General features: G+C 64.2%; 16 protein-coding genes. 6 read left to right on the top strand and 10 right to left on the bottom strand.

The features are described from left to right. Positions 1-189: 189 nt before the first annotated feature. A complete protein-coding gene (rirA, locus tag FJ959_RS17850; RefSeq protein WP_140495713.1) occupies positions 190-651 on the top strand; it encodes an iron-responsive transcriptional regulator RirA in 462 nt (153 codons plus the stop codon). Positions 652-729: 78 nt separating this feature from the next. Here the strand turns inward: rirA and FJ959_RS17845 are convergent, their stop codons facing one another. Genes FJ959_RS17845 through hemP form a run of 5 tightly spaced genes read right to left on the bottom strand, consistent with a single transcriptional unit; the run spans position 730 to position 4,839 of the window. Continuing rightward, on the bottom strand, positions 730-1,518 hold the full coding sequence (locus tag FJ959_RS17845) for a heme ABC transporter ATP-binding protein (protein ID WP_140631138.1): 789 nt from the start codon (positions 1,516-1,518) through the stop codon (positions 730-732). 9 nt (positions 1,519-1,527) lie between these two features. Continuing rightward, complete coding sequence (locus FJ959_RS17840; protein ID WP_140631135.1) at positions 1,528-2,628, bottom strand: iron ABC transporter permease; 1,101 nt, start codon at positions 2,626-2,628, stop codon at positions 1,528-1,530. A 5-nt stretch (positions 2,629-2,633) separates the two neighbouring features. Continuing rightward, positions 2,634-3,542 (bottom strand): hemin ABC transporter substrate-binding protein, encoded by a 909-nt coding sequence (locus FJ959_RS17835; RefSeq protein WP_140623306.1) that lies wholly within the window; start codon positions 3,540-3,542, stop codon positions 2,634-2,636. A 10-nt stretch (positions 3,543-3,552) separates the two neighbouring features. Then, positions 3,553-4,614 carry a hemin-degrading factor gene (locus tag FJ959_RS17830; protein WP_140495709.1) on the bottom strand — a complete coding sequence of 354 codons (1,062 nt, stop codon included), beginning with the start codon at positions 4,612-4,614 and terminating at the stop codon, positions 3,553-3,555. 18 nt (positions 4,615-4,632) lie between these two features. Further along, a complete protein-coding gene (gene hemP / locus FJ959_RS17825; protein ID WP_140517208.1) occupies positions 4,633-4,839 on the bottom strand; it encodes a hemin uptake protein HemP in 207 nt (68 codons plus the stop codon). A 201-nt stretch (positions 4,840-5,040) separates the two neighbouring features. Here hemP and FJ959_RS17820 point away from each other — a divergent pair, with 201 nt between their 5' ends. From FJ959_RS17820 to FJ959_RS17810, 3 genes are all read left to right on the top strand, one after another. Further along, entirely contained in the window at positions 5,041-7,230 is a 2,190-nt protein-coding gene (locus FJ959_RS17820) for a TonB-dependent hemoglobin/transferrin/lactoferrin family receptor (protein ID WP_140631133.1), read from the top strand. 2 nt (positions 7,231-7,232) lie between these two features. Further along, positions 7,233-7,676, top strand: a complete 444-nt coding sequence (locus FJ959_RS17815) for a hypothetical protein (protein ID WP_140495707.1) — start codon at positions 7,233-7,235, stop codon at positions 7,674-7,676. 71 nt (positions 7,677-7,747) lie between these two features. Continuing rightward, the gene (locus FJ959_RS17810; protein ID WP_023763446.1) at positions 7,748-8,062 is read left to right on the top strand and encodes an antibiotic biosynthesis monooxygenase; all 315 of its coding nucleotides are present in this window, start codon (positions 7,748-7,750) and stop codon (positions 8,060-8,062) included. 28 nt (positions 8,063-8,090) lie between these two features. Here FJ959_RS17810 and putA read toward each other — a convergent pair whose 3' ends face one another. Beyond that, complete coding sequence (gene putA / locus FJ959_RS17805; RefSeq protein WP_140631131.1) at positions 8,091-11,702, bottom strand: bifunctional proline dehydrogenase/L-glutamate gamma-semialdehyde dehydrogenase PutA; 3,612 nt, start codon at positions 11,700-11,702, stop codon at positions 8,091-8,093. Positions 11,703-11,866: 164 nt separating this feature from the next. Here putA and FJ959_RS17800 point away from each other — a divergent pair, with 164 nt between their 5' ends. Continuing rightward, positions 11,867-12,319 carry an Lrp/AsnC ligand binding domain-containing protein gene (locus FJ959_RS17800; RefSeq protein WP_140631128.1) on the top strand — a complete coding sequence of 151 codons (453 nt, stop codon included), beginning with the start codon at positions 11,867-11,869 and terminating at the stop codon, positions 12,317-12,319. Position 12,320: 1 nt separating this feature from the next. Here the strand turns inward: FJ959_RS17800 and FJ959_RS17795 are convergent, their stop codons facing one another. Together FJ959_RS17795 and FJ959_RS17790 are read right to left on the bottom strand one after the other, a co-directional pair. Next, positions 12,321-13,520, bottom strand: coding sequence for a cytochrome c peroxidase (locus FJ959_RS17795; protein ID WP_140631125.1), 1,200 nt, complete (start codon positions 13,518-13,520; stop codon positions 12,321-12,323). A gap of 7 nt (positions 13,521-13,527) precedes the next feature. Beyond that, complete coding sequence (locus FJ959_RS17790) at positions 13,528-13,977, bottom strand: FixH family protein (RefSeq protein ID WP_140495703.1); 450 nt, start codon at positions 13,975-13,977, stop codon at positions 13,528-13,530. A 152-nt stretch (positions 13,978-14,129) separates the two neighbouring features. Here FJ959_RS17790 and FJ959_RS17785 point away from each other — a divergent pair, with 152 nt between their 5' ends. After that, positions 14,130-15,050, top strand: a complete 921-nt coding sequence (locus FJ959_RS17785; protein WP_140579791.1) for a sugar kinase — start codon at positions 14,130-14,132, stop codon at positions 15,048-15,050. A 3-nt stretch (positions 15,051-15,053) separates the two neighbouring features. Here FJ959_RS17785 and FJ959_RS17780 read toward each other — a convergent pair whose 3' ends face one another. Continuing rightward, the gene (locus FJ959_RS17780) at positions 15,054-16,076 is read right to left on the bottom strand and encodes an aldose epimerase family protein (RefSeq protein ID WP_140579792.1); all 1,023 of its coding nucleotides are present in this window, start codon (positions 16,074-16,076) and stop codon (positions 15,054-15,056) included. An 85-nt stretch (positions 16,077-16,161) separates the two neighbouring features. Beyond that, complete coding sequence (locus FJ959_RS17775; RefSeq protein WP_140495700.1) at positions 16,162-17,619, bottom strand: NAD-dependent succinate-semialdehyde dehydrogenase; 1,458 nt, start codon at positions 17,617-17,619, stop codon at positions 16,162-16,164. Between the last annotated feature and the right edge of the window lie 219 nt (positions 17,620-17,838).

Here is a 17,838-nt window from a genome sequence, read left to right as displayed (position 1 = left end):
GCCGCCTTGCGCACACAAAGTTGACGGGAATATTCAGCTATTATGCGAAGCTAGTCTGGAATTATTCCAAGGTATAGGCCATATTCCGCCGAGGCCAGTGTGGCGAATCCGAAAGCTCGGAGCAAAGCCCCACCAGCAAAGTTCAAAATCTGGCGTGATCGCAGCTCGCCGGCGCTTTGTGAGGACAAGATGCGACTTACCCGCCAGACCAATTACGCCATGCGCATCCTGATGTATTGCGCGGCCAATACCGATCGGCTGAGCCGCATCCCCGAGATCGCCGCCGCCTATTCGGTGTCGGAGCTTTTCCTGTTCAAGATCCTCCAGCCACTGGTTGAGAATGGCCTTGTCGAGACGGTGCGTGGCCGCAATGGCGGCGTCAGGCTTGGCCGTGCCGCGGAATCGATCAATCTGTTCGACGTCGTGCGCGTGACGGAGGAAAGCTTCGCCATGGCCGAGTGCTTCGAGAACGATGCCGCGGAATGCCCTCTGGTCGACAGTTGCGCGTTGAATTCCGCATTGCGCGAGGCGCTCAACGCCTTCTTCGCGGTGCTTGCCCGCTACACGATCGCCGATCTCGTGGCGGCGCGTCCGAACGTGCGCAACCTGCTCGGCATTGACCTGCTGGAGCGCCGCGCACCGGCGGCCTGATCCGGTTCGCCGCAGGCTGGACCTGCGGCGAACGTCCAGAATCTAGGCCGCTGCCAGAATCTAGGCCGCTGCCAGAATCTAGGCCGCTGATTGAGGCAGCACGAACGGCATATTGCCGGCGGGCAGGACTCCGACCCTCAAGCGGCAACCGAACACCCTTTCGATCAGATCGTCGCTCAACACATCCCGCGGCGAACCGGTGGCGGCAAGCCGGCCGCGGTGCATGACGAAAATCCGGTCGGCATACATCGCCGTCAGGTTGAGGTCGTGCAGGATGGCAACCACGCCGCCGCCCATTCTGGCGAAGTCGCGAGCAATGTTCATGATGATCAGCTGGTGCTTGATGTCGAGGCTGGACACCGGCTCGTCCAGGAACAGATAGCGCGGCTTGCCGTCGAGCACCGGCGCCCAGACCTGGCACAGCACGCGGGCGAGTTGAACGCGCTGCTGCTCGCCGCCGGAAAGCTCCTGATAGAAGCGGCCGGCGAAACCGTCGAGGTCGACACGCGCCAGCGCCCGTTCCGGCAGGCGTTCGTCCTCGCCCGGCAGCACACCCGAGCGGCCTCCGACAAGGCCGAGCCTGACAATCTCGCGCACGGTAAAGGGAAACGACAAGGTCGTCGCCTGCGGCAGCACCGCGCGCAGCGTCGCCGCCTCGACTGGCGTTATCGTCGAGAGCTCGCGGCCGTTGATGGCAATCCGGCCGGTATGCGCGAGTTCCCCCGACAGCGCCTTGAGGAAGGTCGTCTTGCCGGACCCATTGGGGCCGACAATGGCCGAAATCTCACCCGGCCTGACCTCGAAATCGACGCCGGCGACAATGCCTTTCCTGCCGATCGCCACCGAAACATCGCGCGCTTCGATCATGAAACACCCCTACAGGTCGATGACGCCGCGCTTGCGCAGCAGGATCCAGAGGAAGAACGGCGCCCCGGCGATCGCCGTGACGATGCCGATCGGCAGTTCGGCGGGCGCCACGATGGTGCGCGCGACCGCGTCCGCCAAAAGCAGCAGCGAGGCGCCGAGCAGCGCCGAGGCCGGCAGCAGATAGCGATTGTCGGGGCCGATCAGCAGGCGCAGCAGATGCGGCACCACGATGCCGATGAAACTGATGCCGCCGCTGACGGCGACGGAGGCGCCGACCGCCGCCGAGACGCCGACGATGGCCGTGTACTTAAGCCGCTGCACCGGAATGCCGAGATGGCCGGCGGTCGCCTCGCCCAGCGCCAGCGCATTAAGGCCGCGAGCCAGGAACGGCATCGCCGCCAGCGAAAGCACGATGACCGGGCCGACAGAGCCGATCTTCTGCCATGTCGCACCGGCCAGCGAGCCGAGTTGCCAGAAGGTCAGGTCGCGCAATTGCCGGTCGTCGGCCACGAAGATCAGGATACCGGTCAGCGCCATGGCAAGTGCGGCCAGCGCCAGGCCGGCAAGCAGCATGGTGGCGACGGATGTGCGGCCCTGCCGCGTCGCGACCCTGTAGAGCAGCAACGTCACCGACAACCCGCCGCAGAAGGCCGCCAGAGGAAGGGTCAGCGCGCCCAACCAGGCGGTCACCGGAGACAGCACGGTCGTGCCGAGCACGATGACGGCCACCGCGCCGAGGCTGGAGCCCGCCGAAACGCCAATAAGGCCGGGATCCGCAAGCGGATTGCGGAACAGCCCCTGCATGACCGCGCCGGACACCGCGAGGGCGGCCCCGATCAGCACGCCGAGCACGACGCGCGGCAGCCTTATGTCATAGACGATGAGGCGATCTCGCGCGCTCATCGCCACGTCGCCAGGCGCTGCGCCGAACAGCCAGTCGCCGACGACCTTGACGGCGGAGGCATCCGAGGCGCCGGAGGTCAGCGACAGCAATACCGCTGCCGCAAGCACGACGCAGGCGAGCGCGATGACCAGACGGGCGCGCCCGGAACGGTCACCGTCGCTGGCCATCTTCCTCTCCGCCGGCCCGGCGATCGACTGGTCGACCATGCCGCTCAGTCCGTAATCTGCGTGCCATAGAGCGCGGCGGCAAGGTCGTGGACGGCGTCGGCCGTACGCGGTCCGAAGCCGAGCAGATACCCGCCGTCGATGCGGATCAGCTTGCGCGCGGTTCCGGCCGGCGTCGAGGCGATCGATGCGTTGCCGAACAGTTCATCGTCCGATACCGGCGGCCCGGCATTGCTCATCATCAGGATCGCGTCCGGCCTGGCGGTGACAACAGCCTCGTCGGACAGTTGCTTGTAGCCGGAGAAGCCTTCGATCGCGTTGACGCCGCCGGCCAGCTTGATGATGCCGTTGGCCGCGGTGTCGCTGCCGGCCGCCATGATCTTGCCGCCCTGCATCGACAGCACGAACAGAACGCGCTTGCGCTCCTTGATCGAGGCCGTCTGCTTTTCCGCCGCCTGCAGCTTGGCATCGATCTCCCTGGCCAGCGCTTCGGCCTTGGCGTCGGCGCCGAGCGCCTTGCCGACGATGCGGACCTTTTCGAGGATGCCTTCACGGTCATACAGGTCAGGCACTTCGATGAAGGGTATGCTCGTCTTCTTCAGCACATCGAGCGCCTCCTTGGGGCCGCTGCCGTGCAGCGCCAGCATGCCCGAAGGGTTGACCGACAACACACCCTCCGGCGACAGCTGGCGCATGTAGCCGACATCTTGCAGGTCGAGAGCGGCTTTCGGATAGCGGCTGGTGGAATCGCGCGCCACAAGACGCTTTTCCTCGCCGAGCGCATAGACGATCTCGGTGATCGAGCCGCCGATCGACGCGATCCTGGTGGGATCGGCGAAGACGGAAACACCGTCGCTGGCGCCGGCCGGCTGCAGCGCTGTGAAAGCAAAGGAAAGGCCGACCATCGGGCCAAGCATCGATCCGCGCGCAGCCGTCAATCCGGAGAGAAGACCCATCATCGTTTCCTCAGGCTGCCGTCGGGCTTGGAATGCGCGGCAGGTTTTCGGCCAGGAAGCGCCAGTCGTCGCGCTCACCCTCTCCTTCATGGCGCTTGCCGAAGAACTGGATGATCATGTTGCCGCCGGCGTCGTAGACCTCCAGCGACGTAACATGGCCGTCCCTGGTCGGCTTGCGCACGGCCCAGACCTCATGAATGTGGTCGGTGCGCAGGTGCAGATGGAAGGTCTCGTCCAGCACATTGATCCATGGCCCCATTGGCTTGATCGACTTGACCGGACCGGAATGGATTTGGATACAGCCACGGTTTCCCACAAAGCACATGATCGGCATCTCGCCCTCGGCGGCACGATTGAACATGGCTCTCACCGCATCATTGTCGAGCAGCCATGCATAGTCCTGGCCCACCATGCGCACCGCCTGGCGGCGGCTGAGCTTCAACGTCTTCAGCATGCCGAAGAACTGATGCACGTCGGTCAGCCGGCTCCAGCGATCGCGCAGATCGTCGAGATTCGCGGTCGTTGTCACCGCCTCGCCTTCGTTCTCGGCGGCTGGCCCCGAAATGGCGACCAGTGGCTCCTGGTTCGGCGATTCCAGCGAAGCGACCAGTTTCTGATAGGCATAGAGGTTTGACCCCGGCCGCAGATGCACCTTGTGCACCGCCTCGCCCGCCGCGTCGAAGAATTGCAGGCTGCGGCGGATGTCGTCGCCGTCGCGTTTTTCCACGGCAAAGCCGTGCGCCCATATTTTCGGGAAAATGCGCAGGTCGATGTTCTCGCCCAGCACCATGGCATTGTGATTGCCGGTGACGACCTTGTCGTAGGCGCCGATCTTTTCATGCACGGCGCTTTCGTTGCGGGTGAGCGCCATCACCTCGCCGACGGCTTCGAGGCCGGTCAGAAGATCGTTGACGCGTGGCTCGACGCGAACGACACCGTCGCCGCAATGCGCAGCGACCAACTCGGCCTCCGAAATGCCAAGCTGTGCGGCCAGATCGCGCTCGCGCGTTTTCGGATTGTCCGTCCGCGCCCGCCGGATTTCGTGCGGGGTGGGTTTTACGCGCTGGTCCATTGTCCTGCTGCCTTACGCTTACTTGTTGAGGATGAGCTTGCCCTGACGGGTGATCTTGAGCCGGTAGAGCGCGCCGTGATGCTCGATGCCGATCTCGTGCTCACCTTGGAACAGCGTGTTGCTCGACAGCGTCCGCACCGCCAGCTGAACGCGGTCGAAGCGGGCGGAAGCATCGTCGGACCGGCGGACGCGATAGCGGAAGTCGTTGGGATTGTGCGTGTTCATGTGGATCGGTCCCTTTCCTGTGCCGGGCGTCTGGCTAGGCGTTTGCGTAATCCGATTCATTCTTGACTTGAATAATCATGTTTACTAGTCAGTGCAATACCGGATTAAATTAGTCAAGATTTAAGACGCGAATACGATCACAAATGCCAGCCAGCCCCAGGCCAGCCCGCATCGAACCTGGAAACTTTGGAGTTGGGGCACATGGGGTTAGCGATTTGGGAACGGCGCGGCTGGTCGGCGGCGAAGGGTGCAGCGGCTTTGCTGGCGGGCGTGGCGGCGATTGCCTTATACGTGCCACCTGCCAACGCTCAGCAATCAGCACAGGCGGCGGGAGAGCAGGCCGATCAATCGAAGCAGGCTGAGGGGGAAAAGCCGGCGCCAGCGGGCGCAACGCTGCTCGACAAGGTTCTGGTCATCAGCCGCACCGGAGAAACGGCCATCCAATCGCTGGCCTCGGCCAGCCATATCGACCAGGAACAGCTCGATCGCCGCATAGCGACGACGCCGAACGAAATGCTGTTCGGCGTGCCCGGCGTCGCGGCGCAGGCCGATGCCAGGCGCGTCAGCACCAGCGTCAATATCCGCGGCCTGCAGGATTTCGGCCGCGTCGCGATCATCGTCGACGGCGCGCGGCAGAACTTCCAGCGTTCCGACCATGGCACCCAATCGACCTTCTATGTCGACCCCGAGCTTATCAAATCCGTCGACGTCATCCGTGGTCCGGTCGCCAACACCTATGGTTCGGGCGCGATAGGCGGCGTGGTCTTCTTCGACACCAAGGACGCCCAGGACATCCTCAAGCCGGACGAGACATGGGCTGGTTCCGTCACCGGACGCTACGAGAGCAACGGCAAGGGCTGGACCACCAGCGCATCCGGCGCCTATCGCTTTAACGACAATTTGGATGCGCTGGGCAATATCGTCTACCGCAATTATGACGACTACAAGGATGGCGACGGCGACACCGTCAAGGGCACCGGCTTCGACGTGCTGAGCGGATTGCTAAAGACCACGATCCGCCCGAGCGACAATAGCGAACTGAAGCTCGGCTGGGTCGGTTCGAGCGACGGCTGGAACGAGGTCAGCGGCGGCATGCCGGTCAATGACGTCGACCTGAAATCGAACACCTTCACGGCTCGCTACAATGTCACGGACGAAGACAGGAGCTGGCTCGACCTCCACGTCAACACCTCCTACAACAAGACCAATCTCGACCTGACCGGCCTTGTTCCGCAGCGCCGCTTCGATCCCGTCACCGGCCTTCCCGTGATGTTGCCGGCAGGTTCGACGTCGACCTTCGATGTCGGCACAGCCGCCATCGACATCTGGAACACGTCGCGATTCGAGACAGGCGGCCTCGCGCATGAACTGACCTATGGCGGCGACTGGGTGAATGACGACGTCGAGACTGGCGGCACGGCAGGCGGCGACAGCTTCTACACGCCTTCCGGCAAGCGCAACGTTTCTGGCGCCTACGTCCAGGACAAGCTCAGCTGGGATTGGCTCGAAGTCATTGCCGGGCTGCGCTATGACAATTACAGCCTCGAGGACGACACGCACGAAACGTCGGGCGACCGCCTGTCGCCGCGCGTCACCGTCGGCGTCTCGCCTTTCGAAAGCGCCGGCCTTGCCGGCCTGCAATTCTACGGCACCTACGCGGAGGGCTACCGGTCGCCTTCGCTGACCGAAACCCTGATCAGCGGCAACCATCCGGCGGGTGTCAGCTTCCCGTTCCTGCCCAATCCCAATTTAAAGCCCGAAACCGGTAAGTACGTCGAATTTGGTGTCAATTACAAGCAGAACGACGTTCTCGAGTCCGGCGACGCGTTTCGGCTGAAGGCAGCCTATTTCAACAACGACGTCGACGATTATATTGACGGCGTTACGCTGTCGGCCTTCGATCCGACCAGCGGCTGCCCCTTCGGGCCGGGCATTCCGATCTGCTTCCAGTACCAGAACTTCGCCAAGGCAAAGATCAACGGCTTCGAGATGGAAGGCGTTTATGATGCAGCATGGGGCTACGCCGGACTTTCCGCCTCCATCATCAATGGTCACACCATATCCTACGAAGGCGATCGGGCGGACCTTGCCACGATCCCGTCCGCGCAGGTCACCGTGCAGCTCGGCCTGCGCTTCCTCGAGGACAAACTCACTGTCGGCGGCGAGGTGCAGTACAATGGCAAGCCCAAGGGTAACCCGATCGCCGAGGACTATACGCTGGTCAACGCTTTCGCCAGCTACCAGGCGACCGACAATCTGAAGGTTGATTTCCGCGCCGACAATCTGTTCGATGTCAAATACGCCAATCCGTTGAACGGCAGCACCACGGTCGCGGTCTATGAACCGGGCATAACGCTGAAGCTGGCGGCAACGATGCGATTTGGAGGATGATGATGACGAACTTGACGGCATCCCTTCGTCTGCTGACCTCGGCGCTGGCGATGTCGCTTGCAGCGGTTCCGGCGTGGGCACAAGAGTCCGCGCCGGCGCCTGCTCTCTCCCTCGAACTCAATGGCGCGCAACCGTCTGAAAAGGGCTGCCGCCTGACCTTCGTGGTCACCAACAATCTCGGCGCCGACCTTTCCAGGGCGGCGTTCGAGATCGCGCTGTTCAACGACGCCGGCGTCGTCGACCGCCTGACCGTGCTCGACTTCAAGGACCTGCCGGCCGGCAAGACCAAGGTGACGCGCTTCGATCTCGCTGGCACCAACTGCGCCAAGGTCAGCCGCGTGCTGATCAACAGCGCGACCGAATGCGTCGGCACCGGCGTCGAGCCGAACACCTGCATGCGAAAACTCAAGACAGATGCCAAGACCGGCATCGCCTTCGGGGTCTGAGCACGGCGTGGGGCCGCACGTGGCATCCTGCGGCACCACCCGTCTAAGTCCAGGAAATCGAAAGGAACTCCATGTACATCGCCATGAACCGCTTCAAGGTGCAGAACGGCTCGGAAGCCGATTTCGAGGCCGTGTGGAAAAACCGTGATTCCAGCCTTGCGGAAATGAAGGGCTTCCGGGAGTTCCATCTGCTGCGCGGCCCAGTCAACGAGACCGAAGGCTATACGCTGTTTGCCTCACACACGGTCTGGGCAAGCCACGACGATTTCGTCGCCTGGACCAAGTCGGAGAATTTTCGCGCGGCCCACAGGAATGTCGGCACGACGAAGGTCCACTATCTCGGCCATCCCCAGTTCGAGGGTTTTTCGGTCGTCGAGGGCGCCTGAAACGACCTCGCCCGCCGGAAAGGCGTCCTCAAGCGGCAGCAAGCAGGCTGGCATTGCCGCCCGCCGCGGTCGTGTCGACGCAGACGGCCCGCTCATGCGCATAGGCCGCGGGGTTGAGCACTTCGCTGACCAGCGGCACGATCGGCCCTGAGCGTTCGGCGATCACCTTGCGCACGATGCGCGCCGCCTCCGGCGTCCCCGAGAAGGCGACGACGTCGACGCGTAACGAACGCGCCTCAACCGGATCGGGGCGGCCGTCGATCGCCGCCAGCGGCAGGCCCTTGCCGGTCAGCGCCGAAAGCGCCGCCGGCGCGCCTGGCGCCACCGCCAGCACCGCGTTGCCGGCGGCGAGCGCCTGGATCGTCTGCGCAAGCAGCGTGTCGCCGTCCGGTCCCAAGCACAGCACCCGGCCGCGCGGCGCCAATGACAGTGTATTGGCCTCGCCGGTCGGCCCGGGCAGGTCGACCTGGCCGAAATCGATTGCGGCGGCGGCACCGATCGCCGCGGCACCTTTGCCTCGCAGGTGCTTGCGCAGGATGGCGATGCGGTCCGGCCGCGTCGACCAGCCGCCAAGCGCGGGATCGGACAGATTGTCGGCGAGTTCGGTCGCCGTCACCTTGTGGCCGTCGCCAACAGGCGTGCCTGCCTCCGGTCCCTTGCGAAAGCGCCGGAGATAATGCGGTCCGCCGGCTTTGGGTCCGGTGCCGGACAGCCCCTCGCCGCCGAACGGCTGCGAGCCGACGACCGCGCCGATCTGGTTGCGGTTGACATAGATGTTGCCGGCATGGATCCAGTCGACGAAATGCTGGACGCGACCCTCGATGCGGGTGTGCAGACCGAACGTCAGGCCGTAGCCCTTGCGGTTGATGGCGGCGATCACCGCATCGATCTCATCGGCGTCGAAACTGGCGACATGGAGCACCGGCCCGAACACTTCGCGCTCCATCTCCTCGATACCCTTGACCCGAAACACATGCGGCGCGACGAAGCGGCCATCCCTGGGTGCTTCGAGCTTGGCGATCAGCCGTCCCTGCAAACCCATCGTCGTGCAGTAATCGCGGATCGAACCCTGCGCCTCGTCGTCGATGACGGGACCGACATCCGTCGAGATAGCCCAGGGATCGCCGACCTTGAGCGCCTCCATGGCGCCCTTCAGCATCTCCAGCATCTTCTTCTCGACATCCTTCTGCACATAGAGGACGCGCAGCGCCGAACAGCGCTGGCCCGCACTCTGGAAGGCGGAGGCGAGGATATCGCGCACCGCCTGCTCGGGCAGCGCGGTGGAATCGACGATCATGGCGTTCAGGCCGCCCGTCTCGGCGATCAGCATGGCGTCGGGCGCGGCTGTCTCGGCCAGTTGCTTCTCGATCAGCTTGGCGACGTCGGTGGAGCCGGTGAAGCAGACGCCGGCAATGCGCGGATCTGAAGTCAGCGGTCCGCCGACCGAGGGGCCATCGCCCGGCAGAAGCTGGATGACGTCTTCCGGCACGCCGGCCTCGCGCAGCATTTCGACGGCTCGGAAAGCGATCAGCGGCGTCTGTTCGGCGGGCTTTGCAATTACCGAATTGCCGGTGACGAGCGCTGCGGCGATCTGGCCCGTGAAGATGGCGAGGGGGAAATTCCACGGCGAGATGCAGACAATGACGCCGCGCGCCTCGGTGCCCGCTTCGGCATTGCTCGCCTCGGCCGCGTAATAGCGCAGGAAATCCACCGCTTCGCGCACTTCGGCGACGCCGTCGGCCAGCGATTTGCCGGCCTCGCGGGTGGCCAGCGCGAAGAATTCGACGGCATTGGCCTCGTAGAGATCGGCGGCGCGATTGAGGATGGCCGCGCGCTCGGCAACCGGACGCTTTGCCCAGGCTGGCTGCGCTTCGACGGCGATGCGCACGGCGGTTGCCGCCTGCTTGGCGGTGGCTTCGCTGACCATGCCCACCACTTCCGAAGGCCTGGCCGGATTGACGACCGGGCGTTGCTCGCCATAGCCGGCCGCGCGCGTGATCGGCTTGGCGTGCCAGCGGTTAGGGCCCGCGAAGGCTGTCCTCTCCTTGTCGATCGCTGCCAACGTCACCGGATCGGTGATGTCGAACCCTTTCGAGTTGCGGCGGCTTGCACCGAAGATGACGGCAGGCCGGGGGATCGCGGGATTGGCGGCGGGGCCTTGGCTCTCGACCGCTTCTAGCGGGTCGCGCGCGATGTCTTCGGGCTCGACATCCTCGTCGGTAAGTTGGTGGACGAAAGATGAATTGGCGCCGTTCTCCAGCAGCCGGCGCACCAGATAGGCGAGCAGGTCGGAATGCGCGCCGACAGGCGCGTAGATGCGGCAGCGCGTGCCTTCGGCCTTACGCACCGTCTCGTGCAACGCTTCGCCCATCCCGTGCAGGCGCTGGAACTCGAAGCTCTCACGGTTCTTCGTCATCGACAGGATGGCGGCGACAGTGTGGGCATTGTGGGTGGCAAATTGCGGATAGATGCGATCGGTCATCGACAAAAGCTTTCTCGCGCAAGCGAGATAAGAAACGTCGGTGTTGACCTTGCGGGTGAAGACGGGGTAGCCGGCGAGCCCCAGCGTCTGCGCCCGCTTGATCTCGGTATCCCAATAGGCACCCTTCACCAGCCGCACCATGATGGTGCGATCGTATTTCGTGGCAAGCGCATAGAGCCAGTCGATGACGAAGGCAGCGCGCGGACCATAGGCCTGGACGACGACGCCAAAGCCGTTCCAGCCTGCAAGCTCCGGCTCGGCAAGCACGCGCTCGATGACGTCGAGCGAGAGGTCGAGGCGATCGGCCTCCTCGGCATCGATATTGAGGCCCATGCGCGAATGGCGCGCCGCGAGCGCCAGCGAAAGGAGCCGCTCGGCCATGACAGGCAGCATCTCTTCCTTCTGCGCTTCCTCGTAGCGCGGATGCAGCGCCGAGAGCTTCACCGAGATGCCGTGGTTGTGGCGGATATCAGGCCCGTTTGAACCGGCATCGAGTGACGAGATGGCATCGGCGTAGGCCTTGTGGTAACGCAGCGCATCGGCCTCGGTGCGGGCCGCCTCTCCCAGCATGTCGAAGGAATAGAGATAACCCTTCTGCGTCATCGGCCGGCCGCGCTTCACCGCTTCGGCGATGGTGCGGCCGAGCACGAACTGCTCGCCCATCTCGCGCATCGCCGCCGCCACCGCCTTGCGGATGACGGGCTCGCCCAGCCGGCGAACCATGGCGCGCAGCGTGCCTTCGATGCCGCCCTCGCCTTCATCGAGCACGCGGCCGGTCAGCATCAGCGCCCAGGTCGAGGCATTGACGAAGATGGAGCTCGAGCCGCCCGAATGCGCCGACCAGTCGTGCGGCGCGATCTTGTCGGCGATCAGGTCGTCCATCGTCTCGGTATCGGGCACGCGCAGCAGCGCCTCGGCCAGGCACATCAGCGCCACGCCTTCCTTGGTGGAGAGGCCATAGGCGGACAGGAAAACCTCCATCAGCCGCGGATCGGACGAGCCGCGCACCGCCCGCACCAGATCGGCGGCACGAGCAGAGATCGCCCGGCGGTCCTCCGCCGAGAGGCCGCTCGCCTCGGCCAGCCGCTTCACGGCCTGATCCTCGTCGGGCAGATAGTTGGCGCGGATTTGCTGGCGGATGGCGTCGAGCGCTGGCATGGCGGGTCCTACGGGCAAGCACAAGGGAGCGGGCCGGCGGTCACCGGACCGAATGGCGCAAGCTAGCACAAGTCCCGATTTTCAGGCGGTCTGAAGAAATCGACATTGCAGTTCGATCGATCTATCATATCGCCGCAAACTACCCGAAGAAGGCTGCATTTTCGATGAGGGAAGACCAATTGGACCGCATCGACAGGAACATCCTGTCGGCGCTGGCAAGCGCCGGCAGGCTTTCCATGTCGGAGCTCGCCGCCAAGGTCGGCCTGTCCAAGACGCCGGTGCAGGCGCGGGTGAAGCGGCTGGAGAAGGACGGCTACATCAGGGGCTACCAGGCGATTATCGACCGCGAGCGCATGGGCGAAGGCCATGTCGCCTTCGTCCAGGTGAAACTGTCCGACACCCGGTCCGCCGCGCTGGACGCTTTCAACCGCTCTGTCCAAGCCGTTCCGGAGATCGAACAGTGCCACATGATGGCGTCGAGCTTCGATTATCTGCTGAAGGTCCGCACCCGCGACATCGCCGCCTATCGCCGCGTGCTGGGCGAGCGCATCTCCGCCCTGCCCCATGTCGCCCAGACCTCGACCTTCGTGGCGATGGAGACTGTGAAGGATCGATAGTTCACTCCGCCAAGGTCTTCAAAAACGCCACCAGCGCCGCGCGCTCGCGGTCCGACAGCTCAAGCGGATGAATTTCGGATGTACCCTCAACGCTGGGGGCTGCCTTCGCGTAGTGCGCCACCACTTCGTCGAGCGACGCAAACTGACCGGCGTGCATGTAGGGCGGCCGCGTCGCCGCGCCGCGCAGCGAAGGCGTCTTGTAGGCGCGCACCAATTCCGGCGTATCCTTGACCATGAACCGCAATTCGCCGCAGGCGTCGACGTCGCCATCACGGTAGGCGCCGAAACAGTTGAACGGGTCGGCCTGAACTTGGCCTACCGCATCGACGCGGCCGCGATCCGGCGGCAGGCCCTTGACCGGCGGCACGCCGGTGTTGTGGAACCCATTGTCGGTGAAGCGCGGCCCATTGTGGCAGGTCACGCAATTGGCCTTGCCGATGAACAGTTTCAGGCCGAGGATTTCCTCCCGGGAGAAGGCGGCGTCGCCTTTCGGCTCGGCGCCGGTCGCCAGGTCCAGCGCGAACCGGTCGAAGCGGGCCTGCGGCGGCTCGATCGAGCGTTCGAAGGCAGCGATTGCCTTGCCGATGTTGGCGAACACCCCGTTTATCGCGTCACGCTGCTGGTCGCTCATGGCGCTCCATGCAGCCTTCTCGGCATCGCTGCCGAGCGGACTGGCATTGGCTGGTATGTCGGACAGATCGGGCAGCGGGCCGAAGATGCGCTCATAGCGGTCGCCGAAGCGCGCCTTGATGTAATGCGCATAGGCGGCACGGTTTCCCGCCTGCTCCAGCGGGTTCTCCAGCGGCGTCAGCGCCTGCGCCCACAGGCTGTCGCGCCGTCCGTCCCAGAAAAACCAGGGATCGCGTGCGATGCCGGCGAGCGGCATGGTACGCCGGTTCGTGCGGCCGACGCCAACCGCCTGCGGCAGGCCGTCCTGAAACTGCCGGTCGATCTTGTGACAGGTCGAGCAGGACACCGTGCCGTCGCGGCTCATGCTGGCGTCAAAGAACAGCGTCGAGCCAAGGGCAGCGGCGGCCGGGACATCGGCGAACCGGTTGGTGGTGTCGGGTTTCAGCGCCGGCAGCCTCGACAGCGCCAGCGAGGCGATGGTCTTCTTCTCGGCATCGGAAAAGTCCGGCTTGCCGCAGCCGGCAAGAACGGCCATCGCCATCAAGACGAAAAAGCGCGCAAGACGCCTCATCTGCGGCTCACAGCACGACGTTGAAGACGACCGTATCCGACCCAGCCGTCGCGGAGATGGCAAAATGCAGCTGCCACCAGCCGCTCATGGTGAATTTCACTCCCTCGATGCGATAGCGCCCGTCGCCGAGATAGTCCGTCGCTTGCGGGCTGGTCGGCAGGCCGTGGCGGTGCTGCGGCATGCCTCCCGATACCGCGATCGCGGCCCCTTCCACCGGCGTCCCGGCTATCGTCTTCAACGTCAACAGCCAGGCTTCCAGTTCGCCTTGACGGACGACGCCGCGTTCCGGCGCGAAGCTCGCCATGAACAATCCGTTCTCGGTCTTTTTGGTTCGGGAGATATCCGGGCCGGCAACCTGCGCGGTTCGCGGTGCGGTCAGATAGACCACTGCCAGGATGCCAGCCAGCAAGGCTGCCAGACCAAGACCCGCCAAAAGATAACGCCATATCGAAGCCAAGCCGGTTCCTCTTCAGGGGATAACGTTTTGCCGCACCGATCGCATCCCGCCAAACCTGTTGGAATCGCAGGTGACGGAAAAAACCGCCCTTGCCAAGCATGGCGCTCTACTCTCCAAAAAGCTACAGCAGCATCGTAACAGGGGAATGGATCATGATCGGCAAAGGTGTCGCCTCGATCGGCGAATGCATGATCGAGCTTTCGGGCCAAACGGGTTCGAACTGGCGCATGGGATTTGCCGGCGATACGTTCAACACGCTGTGGGCCCTGCATGCGCTGAGTGGAAGGCCAGCGACCTACGTCTCGGCTTTCGGAGACGATCCTTTCTCGCAAGACCAGATCGGCTTCTTCGCGGACAATGGCATCGGCATTGGCGAAAGCCCTGTTATCCCGGGGGCGCGGCCCGGCCTCTATGCCATCACGCTGACCGGCGCGGAACGCTCCTTCACCTATTGGCGCGGCGATGCAGCTGCCAGGCAGCTTGCCTCCAATCCGGCTGCGTTGGCAAAAAGCCTTGAAAAGCAGGCGCTTGTCTACTTTTCCGGAATCACTTTGGGAATTCTGGACTCCGCTGCGCGCGCCACGTTGCTATCGGCCGTGGCCGAGGCGCGATCCGCGGGGTCGCTGATCGCCTTCGATCCCAACTACCGGCCACGGCTGTGGCGCGATCGCGAGGAGGCGCAAGCCGCGATCCTGGAGGCGCTCGCCGTCACCGACATCGCATTGCCGACTTTCCCGGACGAGCAGATGCTGTTCGGCGATGAAGCGCCACAGGCAACGGCTGGGCGGCTCGGGCAACTGGTCGGCGAAGTCGTGGTCAAGAACGGTGAACAGCCGGCGCTGATCGTCGAGAGCGGGACGCTGCGGGACGTTCAGGCGATCCATGTGGCCACGCCCGTCGACACCACGGGCGCGGGCGATTCCTTCAACGGCGGCTATCTCGCCGCGCGTCTCGCCGGACACACCCCTGCGGAGGCTACAAAGCGCGCGCACCGTGTCGCGGCCAGCGTGGTGCAGGTTCGCGGCGCATTGGCGCCATTCGAGACGTTGCGTGCGGCATTCGAAACGGATTGAGGGTCAGGGCAGCCGGAACCGATATTCCGTCACGTGATGGTAGATCGAACCCGGCCACAGTGTCGCCTGCGGGAAATAGGGCCGGTTCGGTGCGTCCGGCCATATTTGCGGCTCCAGGCAAAAACCACAGAAAGCTTTGTGGTTTCGCCCTTCCAGCCCCGTGCGCGGCGTCACATACTGGCCGGTATAGAGCTGGACGCCGGGCTCCGTGGTCCACAGTTCCATCTCGACGCCGGAGCTCGCTCCTTGCACCCACGCCGCCTGCTTGAGCGGCCCACGCGCCGAGGCGAGGCAGAAATTCTGGTCGTAGGCAAGCTGCTCGCCTTCGGTCTCCATGCGCAGGGGCCGCGCCTGGCGGAAATCGAAGGGCGTGCCGTCGACAGGCTTCACCGTGCCCGTCGGAATCATTTCGCCATCCACGGGCAGATAGGCGCCGGCATTGAGCATCATCCGGTGATCGAGGATGTCGCCCGTCCCGCCATCATCGAGGTTGAAGTAGGAATGCTGCGTGAGATTGCACAGCGTCGGCTCCTCGCACGTCGCTGATATCTCGACGCTGAGCGTACCGGGGATCTTCAGCCGGTAGGTGCAGGTGACGTCGAGTGCCCCGGGAAAGCCCATCGTGCCGTCGGGATCGTGCAGCGTCAGCGTGACGAAGTCCCGCCCGTGCAGCGAAACCGTCCACGGCCGATGGAAAAAGCCTTGCGAGCCTCCATGCAGCGTGTGCTTGTCGAGAAAATTGCGCTCGGTCTGGTAGCGCTTGCCGGCGATGGTGAAGCGGCCGTCGCGGATGCGGTTGGCATAGCGGCCGACGACCGCGCCGAAGAAAGCCGTGTCGGTTTCATAGGATGATAGATTATCATAGCCGAGCACGAGAGGCGCATCGTGGCCGGCCAGGCGCAGGTCCTGGATGATCGCGCCGAGCCCAAGGATATTGGCGCTAAGTCCGCCGCCTCTGATGGTGAAGCGGCGAATCGGGTCGCCCGCCTGGGTGGTGCCGAAAACCTCGCCGTCCTTCATTGCCATGCCCGCAAACGTCAGTTGATCCAGACGGCCCGTTTCGTAGCCGGGGCAGGCAGATCACAGGCCTGCCTGTCCCGGCGACAGTCTATCAGAGGCCGAGGCCGCCGATGCAGACATATTTGGTGTCGAGGTAATCCTCGATACCCTGATGTCCGCCTTCCTTGCCGAGCCCGGACTCCTTGACGCCGCCGAACGGTGCTTCCGGCGTGGTGATCAGGCCTTCATTGACGCCGACCATGCCATATTTCAGCCCTTCCATGACGCGGAAGGCGCGGCCGAGATCGCCGGTGTAGAAATAGCAGGCGAGGCCGAATTCGGTGTCATTGGCAAGCGCAATCGCCTCTTCCTCGGTCTCGAACCTGAAGACGGGCGCCACCGGCCCGAAAATCTCTTCCTTCATGAAGCGCATCTTGGGCGTCGCATCGGCGATGACGGTCGGCTGGAAGAACGAGCCGCCGAGCGCATGGCGCTTGCCGCCGGCGACGATCTTGCCGCCCTTCGAAGTCGCGTCGGCGATCAGTTCCTCGACCTTCTCCACCGCTTTCTCGTCGATCAGCGGCCCCTGCTGCACGCCCTCCTCCAGGCCGGAGCCGACCTTCAGCTTGTCGCTGGCGGCAGCCAGCTTCTCGACGAACCGGTCATAGACGCCGGCCTGGACAAGGAAGCGGTTCGTACAGACGCAGGTCTGGCCCGAATTGCGATACTTGGCCGTGATCGCACCGGCGACGGCGCGGTCGATGTCGGCGTCGTCGAAGACGATGAACGGCGCATTGCCGCCGAGCTCCATCGACACCTTCTTCACGGTGACGGACGACTTCTGGATCAGGATCTTGCCGACCTCGGTCGAGCCGGTAAAAGTGATCTTCTTGACCAGCGGATTGGCGCAGATCTCATCGCCAATTTCGCCGGCCGCACCGGTCAGGATGTTGACTACGCCCTTGGGGAAGCCGACTTCCTCGGCCAGCGCGCCCCAGGCGAGACCGGAGTAAGGCGTCTGCGAGGCGGGCTTGACCACGGCGGTGCAACCCGCGGCGAGCGCCGGTCCGAGCTTGCGGGCCAGCATCGAGGACGGGAAATTCCACGGCGTGATGGCGGCGATGACCCCGACCGGTTCCTTGGTGACCAGGATGCGGCGGTCCGCCCATGGCGACGGCACGACATCGCCATAGGTGCGGCGGCCCTCCTCGGCGAACCACAGGATGTAGGAGGCGGCCGAGCCGATCTCGCCCTTCGATTCGAACAGCGACTTGCCCTGTTCAATGGTCAGGAGCTCCGCCAGAACGTCCTGATTGTCCATCATGGCATCGTGCAGCTTGCGCAGCAGCTTCGAGCGCTCGAGCGCGGTGGTCTTGCGCCAGGTCTTGAAAGCTTCGTCGGCGGCTTCGATGGCGCGGCGGGTCTCGACCTTGCCTGCCTTGGGCACGGTGCCGATCTTGAGGCCGGTTGCCGGATTGGTGACGTCGACCGTCTGGCCGCTGTCGGCCTGCACCCATTCGCCGTTGATGAGATTGGCCTGGCGCATGAAATGGCTGGTTTTCTGAAGCATGGTCTAGCCTCCGTTCGGCGCTCACGGGCCGCTATCTGGATGTCTTCGATTAGCGCACCGTGCGCTGGGGCCATTGCTCTTAACCTAGGGAAAGCCCCGCAAGCAATCGCAAGATGGCATATAGGGGTTATGCCAGTGCAAGGCGAGAGCCGAGGTTTGATTTCACCGCTGAGACATCGCGTCGAACGGACTCACGCCGAGCGGCTCATACCCTGGTCT

Origin of the sequence: Mesorhizobium sp. B2-2-4, assembly GCF_006442375.1 — a bacterium.
Taxonomy (GTDB): Bacteria; Pseudomonadota; Alphaproteobacteria; order Rhizobiales; family Rhizobiaceae; genus Mesorhizobium.
Note: the sequence above shows the minus strand (reverse complement) of the source record. Positions and strands in the feature narration are given on the sequence as shown.